Annotated in this window: 5 protein-coding genes; 4 read left to right on the top strand and 1 reads right to left on the bottom strand. The window is 67.0% G+C overall.

Annotation, left to right across the window (positions count from 1 at the left end; all coding sequences use genetic code 11):
* Positions 1 to 553 precede the first annotated feature (553 nt).
* The 4 genes from BST44_RS30710 (at position 554) to BST44_RS25390 (ending at position 3,403) form a co-directional block, all read left to right on the top strand.
* Complete coding sequence (locus tag BST44_RS30710) at positions 554 to 1,540, top strand: EspK C-terminal domain-containing protein (RefSeq protein ID WP_196760537.1); 987 nt, start codon at positions 554 to 556, stop codon at positions 1,538 to 1,540.
* A complete protein-coding gene (locus BST44_RS25400) occupies positions 1,533 to 2,345 on the top strand; it encodes a hypothetical protein (protein ID WP_007170766.1) in 813 nt (270 codons plus the stop codon). The genes BST44_RS30710 and BST44_RS25400 overlap by 8 nt, the downstream gene beginning before the upstream one ends.
* A gap of 404 nt (positions 2,346 to 2,749) precedes the next feature.
* A complete protein-coding gene (locus tag BST44_RS25395; protein WP_040623591.1) occupies positions 2,750 to 3,109 on the top strand; it encodes a hypothetical protein in 360 nt (119 codons plus the stop codon).
* A gap of 60 nt (positions 3,110 to 3,169) precedes the next feature.
* Entirely contained in the window at positions 3,170 to 3,403 is a 234-nt protein-coding gene (locus BST44_RS25390) for a hypothetical protein (protein ID WP_007170750.1), read from the top strand.
* On the opposite strand, the gene mobF is transcribed toward BST44_RS25390, so the two are convergent.
* Positions 3,400 to 9,252 (bottom strand): MobF family relaxase, encoded by a 5,853-nt coding sequence (gene mobF, locus BST44_RS25385; RefSeq protein WP_244184942.1) that lies wholly within the window; start codon positions 9,250 to 9,252, stop codon positions 3,400 to 3,402. The two genes, BST44_RS25390 and mobF, sit on opposite strands and share 4 nt — an antisense overlap.
* Between the last annotated feature and the right edge of the window lie 282 nt (positions 9,253 to 9,534).

Genomic DNA, 9,534 nt, shown 5'->3' with positions numbered 1-9,534 from the left:
TTCGTTGCCGGGGGGGTGGGTCTGGGGGGGGGGTTTGGGGGCCGGTGGAGGCTTGGGCGGGGGGTTGCCTGGTGGTCTTGGGCAGTTGCCCGGGACTCAGGCTGCCGGGCTGGGGAACCTGCCCGCTAACGCCATACCCACCGCCGGAGCTCCGGCACAGGCTTTCTCTCAAGGGCTTTCAACAGGATCGGCATTGGGGTCGTTGCCGCCTGCGACCGGGACCGGCACCCCGGCGGCCGGGCAGACAGCCGCAACTCCAGCGGCGGGACTGACGTCGGGCGCGGGTGTGCCCTCGGCGGGGGTGGCAGCGGCAGGTGCGACCCCGCCCACGGTTAATCCCGCGGGCGCCGGGGTGGCCAACTCTGCGGGGACGGCGGGTGCGGCGCCGGCGGCGATGATGCTTCCCCCGCCGGGTATGGGCGCTCCGGCGGCTCCTGTAGCTGGGGGCGCCAGTGGTGCAGCGCCGGTGGCCCCTGCCGGCAATTCGGCCACAGCGGGTGGTTCGGCGCCGGCTACGAACTCAGCGGGCTCGCCGGGCGGATCGGGTGGGGCGGTGGTGGTGCCGGCCGCCACTGTGAGCGCTGGAGCGGGGTCCACCCGGCGCGAAAGGTCTGATTCACCGGAGTTGGCTGCCGCAAAAGCGTTGGTGCGCAAGCTCCGTCGTGACAGTGACATCGTTAATTACGCCTGCATCGAGTGGGCCGTGGGTGTGTTTCGGCGTGAGGCTGGTGGTGCCACCGAGTGTGTGGTGATGTCCAACGAGGGCTTCGGCTATATCCCGTGGGGAGTGTTCTTGCCGCGGACTGCACGCCTTTTAGCGGCAGATGAGCGGGTGGACAACCAATTTCGGGAACGCTGGTTCGGGTCATCCGACCCTGCCGAGGTGTTAGCCGAGTACGCACAACTGCGCGGGCGCGGTGGCACGCATCTGGTTGCCATGGCGGTCACTGCGGACAGTCCCTTCGGTCGCGCGCCCGGTGTCGAATACGCCGTCTGCCCCCGCGAATTCGATGATGGCCCCTACTCGCGGCCGATCCTCGACGACATGCACATGCACCGACTCGAAGCCTTCGATCCACAGTTGTATGCCCGGATTGTGCAGACGCCGCGCGAGGTGGTGCAGCGAGCCCTGCAACAGCTCGGCGTTCAGATGACGTGGACTGTGTCGAGGTGCGAGCAGATGACGCCCGAGCTGCGCGAGATGTGGAATGTGTTGGGTACCGGCGACGACATTTCGCAGCAGACCTGGAACCAATACCGGATCGCGACCAGCGTGTATTTCGTGAATTTAAGCGCGACCAGACCGCACTTAGAGTCTTCCACTGGAGAGCGCCAGACGTATCAGGCGCAATGGGTCACGGCACGCACCATGGAATTCGTGCAGGGCTGGGAGCAGGACCTGGCCGAGGCAGCGGACATGGTCTACGCCGCAGCGACCGCCCACGCCGATCCCGCCGATTTCGCCCACCAATTCGAAATGAGGCTGCGCGCAGTCGCAGCCGAGCTCGGCTGCGACGATATTGAGCACCACAGTGAGTGAACACGAATATTTGCAATGGCTTGCCGAGCAATGGCGCCAAGAGCAGCACCAGGAGTGGCAGGCTAAGTACCGTGGGGTAGAACACCTCGCGGTGCTGGGGGCACGTCATCGCGATCTGGTCTCGGCACTCACAGAGAGCGCACGGTGGGCGGTCGGTACTGCCACACTGGGCATCCCGCCCGAGTCGACCGCCCGGGTGGCTGGCTGGGCAACTGACCTGGAACGCGCCGCATGCGATCTGCGCCTGGCGGGTATGAAGTTCGCTGCCGCGATCTGTGATCTAGGGCTGACGTGGGATTTTTTGCAACCAGATCAGCCTTCAGCTCCATCAGACTGGATCAAGAAGTCGCGGCCGTGGTTGGCGCCTGATCCCGGACTCGTCGAGTTTGCGGCCGAGGACAGGTTCGGGCTGAGCTTGCTGGCGGCGACTCGGGCGGCAGGTGAGTCATGGTCGACTGAGGTCGCCGTTGCACCGCATTTTCTGTCTGCGTTGTCGTCGGCGGTGGAGTTGGAGCCGTACAGTGCGGCCGGTTCATTGGCCGCACAGCGCGCGGTTGCGACGTTGGAGCGCGCATGCGTTGAGTCCGTAGGTATTTCCTACAACCGAATGCTGTTCAGGGGTCGGGGTTGGGCTCGTGACGCTTCTGCCATCACGGAGGAAGACGTCGACGTGATCGCGGAGTGGATGCGGACTTTGGCCGATGCCGGGATACCAAAAGCTTTGTGTGAAGCGGTTTTTCGCGACTTTCCGGTTGTTTACGATCACGCCCTTGCCGCAGCGCGTAGTAAAGCGGAGTCGATGTGACGATCCGCTGCTAACGCAGCCGGGGAACTTGCGCTCCTAATCCTTTCAAGGGGCCCTTGAAAGGATTAGGCGTTCCGCCTAGTATTCAAGGCAGTCTTGAAACTAGTGAGGGGGCCACCATGGTGTCCGCAGCGGCAGCAGATCTCGGATGCTTTGGCGCGGTCAGCCCCGGGGGGTTGGTTCGGGTTCGGGTTGGGCGTGATGGTCGGACGGTAGAGATTGGATTGTCGGCGGGGGCGATGGTGTTGTCGGCCGCTGAACTTGCCGCGGACATTGTGTGTGTGAGTGTGTTGGCGTATATGCGGTTTGAGTTGGCGCAGAATCTTCGGGCACGCGATGAGGTGGCCGCCTATGCCCGTTTTGTCGCCACCTGCTGTGGGCGGCATCGGCGAGGTACCGGGCCGGTGGCGGCACGGGAGGAGTCCCGGGATGCGGCGCGGCCGGCGGCCGTGGCGCCGCAGGAGCGCGGCGTCCTGGCCGGGCGGGTGCTGGCTCGGGGCGTCCTGGCCGGGCGGGTGCTGGCTCGGGTGAAGCGTATTGAGGCGCTGCTGGCGGCCGTGCCGGTGAGTGGTGAATCGGCCAGGGATGCCGGCGAGGTGGTTGTGTCGGTCGATTCGGCCGGCCGGCTGGTGGGTGTGTCGTTGCCACCTGAGTGCACGGTCCGTTACCGCGCGGCCGAGCTCGAGGAAGTGCTCAACAGGACGTTGGGTGCGGTGAGTACGCCTGCTGCGGTGAGCCGACGCCGCCAACCCATCCCGGCCTGACATTTCAATTGTTCGCGCTGCTGGTGGAGCGTTTCAAGGCAGTCTGAAACAATCGGCGGTGTGGACGATGAGCGCCGAGCGCTGGGCGAACTTTTGGCCGCTCACGCGGAGATGGAGCACCTGACCGCGCAGATCGGCGCCGCGCGTGAGCGCCGCCGCGATGCGGCGCGCCGGCTGATCGCGTTGGGGCGCGGCACCTCCTGGATCGCGCGCCAGCTCGGCGTGACCGCCCAAGCGGTCGACGGGTTCATCAAATACCAAGAGCGCCAAGACAAAAAGCGCGGCCAGGTCTAGATGTCGATACCGCGGTCGCGGTCCTCGATGTGGCGATCGCGGTCCTGATGGCGATCGCGAAGCCAGGTTGCGTCCAGGTGACGCTGGTAGGCGCCGCGAATGGTGGCCTGGAGTTGATCTGCGCGGGTGAGGCTGGCGCGCAGCTGGTCGTCGAGCAGCGCGGGGTGCACGCGCCGTAGCTGGGTGAGCGCGGCATCGAGGTCCGGAGCAGACGGGCGTGGGGCGGTGTCAGATGGCGTGTGGTCACCGAGGGTGGTGGTCCAGGGCAATTCGGTGTGCAGCAGGCCCAGGAGCCGTTGTGAGGGCTGCGGGGGCCATGTTCGGCGGCCGGTGGTGTCGAGCAGGATGAGGCCAGCCTGCGTGGTGGCTGCGTGTTCGGCGAGGTCGGCCAGCACTGCCGGGTCGGCGGTGGCGGCGTCTTCGACGATGAGCAGGGCGCCCGGGGGCAATTGCCACTGCCTGGTGGTGATGTGGGTGCGGGCTTCGGTGATGTTGGCGGCGGTGTCGGCGAGCTCATCAGCGACGGCACGCTCGGCCTGGTCGCGGGTGGGGCTGCACCACAGGATTTTGCGGTCGGCGGCTGCTGCTGCGCTGTGCAGGGTGTGTAGGGCCGCGCGGCGCTCGGTCGAGTGTGGGGCGTCGATGACGGTGACAGCGAAGGGCAGGCGGGCTGTTCTGGTGAGCGCGGCGGCGGTGGTTGGGGGCAGGTCGCCGATGGCACCGGGGGCAAGGCGCAGGGGCCGTTGGGGGTGGTAGCGGCTGGCGGCTTGGAGCACGCGTAGCTCGGTGGCCAGGTCGTGGCGTTGGGCGCTGAGATATTCAGTGGAGCGGGTTTCGGCGGCGGCGAAGGCCAGGGCGGCGGCCGCTTCAGCACGGTCAAGTTGCGCGAGCAGCTGATGGTGGTGGCGGCGCGCCACCTGCAGGGCCTGGTGGTCGACGTCGCGAGTGCGGGCGAGCAGCGCGTCGACGTCGGCGCCGCTGATGATGCGATCGGGTCCGCCGGCGGCCTGGGCTCGGGCGGCGAGTGCTTCTGCAAGTGGCCCGTGGTAGTGCTCGGCGGGCGTGATCTCGGGTAAGGCCATGGCGCGTAGCTGGATGTCGAGTGTGGCGGAGGCGATGTCGAGCGGGTCGGCATCGGGCTGGGCCTGCAGTTCGGCGAGTTGGGTGCGTGCCCATGCGAGGCTGGTGTGCGCGGCTTCGTAGTCGGCTTCGGCATCGGCCCATTGGGCGACGACGTCTTGGACCGCGAGTAGATAGGGGCGGTCGGCATCGGCGCGGGCCCGCAGCTCGACGATCTGGGCGGCGGCCGCGCACATCGCCGGGCCGCGGTCGTTGCGCACTGCATCAACGAAGGCAGCCAAGTCCGCTGTGCTGGCGACGAATTCGTTGCGCAGTGCGCGCGCGTCGGCCATCGCGGCCGGCAACGGTAACGGCTCAACCGGACGGTCGGGTCGCAGGTCGGCGAAGTCCAGACCGGCGTCACGGCCGCCCAACGGGATCTCTTGGCCACCACGATGGTGCGGCAGCTCGTCGACGTCGCGGCCGGCCAGCGCGGCGCCGGTGTCGATGCGCTGCTCGCCGAGCGGGTCGGGGGGAAGTTGTTCTTCTTCCTCGGGGTGCAGTGGGGGTTGTTCGGGTAGCGGGTGGTCGGCGTGGTCGTGGTGGCCGCCGATCAGGTCGACGGTGTAGGTGATGGTGCGGGCGTATTGGTAGGCGGGGATGGTGTGGTCGGGGTCGACGTCGGCCAGGTGCTCGGCGGCGACGTGAAGAAGGTCGGCGGGGGTCCAGCGGGTGGGGTCGGCGGCATTGACAGCTGAGACGAGGCCGGGCCAGGCGGGATCGGCGACGATGGATTGCGCGGTTGCTGACCCAAAGACGTTGTGCAAGTCAGCGATCCAGGCAGGGCGCAGGCCGGTGTGGGGGGCATCGACGGTGGCCGCGGGCGTGAGTTCGGCGGCAAGACGCCACCACAGCGCGGCGGCGGGCAGCTCGTCGGGGAGCGGACGTTGGATGGCGGCCGCGCGAACGAGGCCGGGCAGGTCGGGCCGGCTGGTGGCGGCTTGGGCGAGGTGGGCGGCCAGTTGGGGCCAGTACCCGTCGGCGCGGATGCGCGGATCGATGGAGTCGATCAGCTGCTCAAAGCGGCGAGCATGCGGGCTTTGGGTGCGCACCACCGCTTGAGCCCGGTTTTCGAGGAGTTTTTGGATGGTGCGGGCGCGCACGGCGTATTGGGGTGGGCCGAGCAGGGTGGTGTCTTCGGCAACCACGTTGTGGGCGGCGCGGAAGACCGCGATTTCGGCGGCGAGTTGGGGGTTGGCGGCCAGCACGGGTTTGGCCCAGGCCGGCGCGGTCGCCGGTGTCCATTGGTGGGTGACGGTTTCACGGATCTGGTCTGCCAGCTCGGCAACCAGCACGGCGCGACCGGTCAGGCAGTTCTCCCATGCGGGGTCGTTGGCCAGCAAAGTGGGAGTGGCGGGCAGCCAGCGCAGCGGCCCGATACCGGCAGAGTGTCCGCCGGTGGGGTCGATGCGCCAGTCGAGCACCGCGGCGGGATCGTGGGCACTGAAAAGCTCGCCTACGCTGGCGGCCTCGGTCAGTGTGGCGAACGGGTCGCGCCCGTCGGCGCCGATGATCGCCAAGTGTTTGCAGAGCACTGGCCATGCTTCGGCGCGGGTCAACCCTGGATAGAGCTGATCGGCGGTGATGTGCAGTTGGGCCAGCAGGGCCGGGGAAGCCAGGGCCTGGGCGGCGTCGCCCAAGGCGTTGTAGTACATCGCCGCGGCCGGGCCCAACCGCACGAAGGGGTCGCGGGCTTCGCGTGCGGCACTGGTGGCCGAGACTTGTGCGCCGTCGCGTGACAGCGTTTTGGTCAGGACATCGACGGCCGTTTCGGGGTGAGTTGCTTTGGGCGACAACACCCGGTGCGGGTCGGATTCCGCGGTGGATAGATAGATGTGGTTTTCGATGCGGCCGCGAGTTAATGCCACGTAGAGCAGTTGGCGAGTGAGACTCCCGGCACCGACGATGTGGCAGGCGTGTCCGGCGGTGAGTCCTTGTGCGGAGTCAATGGTTGCCGCATAGCCGAGGGTGACGTGCTTTATGACGTAGTGGGCGGGGAGGCGCACTGTTTGGCCGCTGCCGAGGTGGCGGGCTTTGATGCTGCCGTTTCGGTGGATTTCCAGGATTTGGAAGCGGTAGCCGTTGCGCACGTAATCGGTGGGGCTCAAGCGCAGCCGGCGGGCATTGCGGCGGGTGCGAATAAGGTCGCCGGGAGAGGCGGCAAGCCGATCAGAAAGGGTGATTTCGTGGCCGCGCCGTGTTGCCGGGTCAGCCGCGGCGAGGCGATCGAGTCGGGCTCGGGCGTTGAGGGTATCGACGATGGCGTTGGTGGGTGCTAACAGGAGGGAATCGCGGCCCGCGTCGAGGTCGGCGGCCCACGCGGTGTAGGCCATGTCGGCGGCGGTGTGATCGGCACCGACGTGCACACGCTGGTGGTCGATGTAAAACCCGAGTCCAGAGGGGTCTCCTCTGCGGATCGCCAGGGTCGCTGCGCTTTCGGCGGTGGAGCCAAAGCGAACCAACTGAGACAGCGTCAGTGAATCGGTCTTGTGGGCGATGTTGCGCAGCACGCCACCGGCTGAGATCGACGCGAGTTGGCAGTCATCACCGACCAGCCGGATGCTGGCGCCACGGGCTAAGGCGTGGGTGATCACCGCATCAAGTTCGAGCGTTCCGGCTTTGCCGGCCTCGTCGATGATGATGAGCGTGTCGCGTCCGACGTTGGTGAACCATGGCGGTGGGGCAGAGCGACTCGACCCGCTGGCCGGGTCGGCCGACCAGACGTATTTGGCGATGGTGTCGGTCGGGGCCGACAGATCCTCGCCCAGTTCGATGGCTGCCGCCGCGGTGGGGGCTAAGCCGACGATGGTCGCGCCCGAGGAGCGCCACGCATGCGACAGCGCGGCCATCGCCGTGGTCTTCCCGGTACCGGCCGGGGCCAGCGCCAACGCCACTCGGCGCCCGCTGCTTGCCATTTCCCGGACCAGTGCGACCTGGCCCTCGTTGAGTTGCTTATCGCGTGCGGCCGAGTCTGCCAGCGCCAGCTCGATATCGATGTCCTCGACCGTGCGCCCGCCGCGTCGGAGGGCGGCAGCAACGATGCGTCGCTCAGCGGCCAGCAGCTCCTGAGAGGTGTAGGTAGCGCTGCCGTGGCGGCTATGCACGCTGGTTCCATCGCGGCGACGCAGCTGCGCAGGTTCTCCCATTTCACCGTCGTCGATATCGATGTGCTGAACCGACAGCGGCTCGGCCAAAGCAGTCTCGGTGATCTTGTCGGCCAGCGTCTCGTCGGCGGCGTGCCCGCTGCCACGAACGAGGCGCTGCGCCTCGGCGAACACGTGGTGGCGTTGCCAGGTCGCGCGGGACCGGGCAACCGTGGCGATGACTTGGGCAGCGCGCGCGGTGATCCAGTCGTCATCGACAGCATCGATTTGGGGCGCCGGCGCGGACAAGACGGTGCCCAGCATCGCGGTCAGCTCCCGCACAGCGCCGAGCACCTCGATCGCTTGGCCGCGCCACATGTGGCGCTGCTCGGCGAATGATCGGGGTTCGTGTTTGGCTTCGCGGGTCTCTAGGGTCGCTTGTTGAGCCAACGCGATGGTTTCCACGTGGGTCGGCTCGCGGCCGTGGGCGGCTTGAAACTGCTTGGCCAGATCGGCGGTGCGGGCTTCGATGGCCAGCCGCCGCGACGACCACGCGGCCATCAGCTCGACTGAGATTCCCACGATTTCACGCACCGGCCTCTTGCCGCGGCCCTCGCCGACCACATCAGCGAACCGCAGCTGCAGTCGCTGTCCAAGGTGGGCTTCCAGGCGCGTGTTGTACAGCTCGGAGGCGGCCACGGTGAACTGGTGCACAGGCTGCCCGTCAAGCGCCAGCCAACGCAACACACCGTCAGGGCCCACCGTGGCGACCTTGTTGGAGATCGCGACATGGGTGTGCAGATCAGGATCGCCAGCGCGTGAATCGCGGTGGGTGAACGCCGCCCCGAGCAGCCCGGTGGTGTCGACCTGGGCGACACCACCCTTACCTGAACGGGTAAATGCGGCGTGAGTTTCTAGCCACGCCAGCGCATCACCGACCGCTACGTCGTGACATTCCTCTACCACTGTTGCGACGGCGCGCGGTGCGATCGCCCACAGCGTCGACACTGACTTCACGGGCGAAAACGTCAAGTCGTAGCCGGCGACCGCGGTCGTGCGCGCGCGAGTTTCCCGCGCGATAAACCCACTGAGTTCGCGATCGTCGGCGGGCGCGCGCTTGTACTGCTCAGCGAACATTCGGCGCGCGACAACGGTGCGGATCGCGGCGCGCGTGGGCGCGGCGATGGGCGCGTTCCAGTGCAGGCCGGCTTCTTCGTTGTGATCGCGGTAGGCCACTGCCAGGGCGCGCACAAAGGTGGTTTCGCTGTCGCGGATATGGAACTTGCGGCCCAGTTTGGCGGCTTCGGCGGCCGCGAGGCCGCGCACGCCGCATTCGGCGACATACTTGGTGATCGCATCGGCGTTGGGGTGCAAGCCTTCCCCGAACAGGGCCTTCATTTGGGCCTCGGTGACCGGCGAATCAACCGGTACGGCCCAAACTTTCGCGAGGTCTTCGGGGGGCACCGGACGTGCCCTTGTCGAGGACAGCGATGCCAGACCCGATCCCACCCATCGGCCCGGAGATTCGCCTTTGGTCGAGTAGTAGTCGATCAGCGGGGCCCGGCCGCGCGCGGTGGTGTCGACAGCAGCGACTTGCCGGATCAGGTACTGGTAACCGTCTCCGGCGGTGAGCTTGTGGCTAGTCATCGTCACTGCAGTGCAATCCCTTTCGAGGCGCACGTTAGAGACGACACCGCAGATCTGTCCTACACAGATCAGGCGGTTCTTAGGAAACTGTGACCTTAATGCAAGAGGTGTGTGGTGTCTGGGGTGGTTCAGAACGGTTGATGCCGGTGGTCATTGGTGTGTGGTGCATGAGGGTGGGATCGGCTTATGTTGTGGGACTGGGGGATCGGGAAACATTGGTGGTGGACAAATGTGGACGCACTGATGTTGGTCAGTGTGGTAGAGCGGGACAGCCGGTTCGTC

This window comes from Mycobacterium scrofulaceum (genome assembly GCF_002086735.1).
GTDB classification, from domain to species: domain Bacteria; phylum Actinomycetota; class Actinomycetes; order Mycobacteriales; family Mycobacteriaceae; genus Mycobacterium; species Mycobacterium scrofulaceum.
The sequence above is the reverse complement of the archived record's forward strand: the minus strand, read 5'-3'. Positions and strand labels throughout refer to the sequence as shown.

Bases quoted from the DNA above. Each gene is read 5' to 3' on its own strand.
- mobF (WP_244184942.1), bottom strand. From the start codon at position 9,252: ATGACTAGCCACAAGCTCACCGCCGGAGACGGTTACCAGTACCTGATC.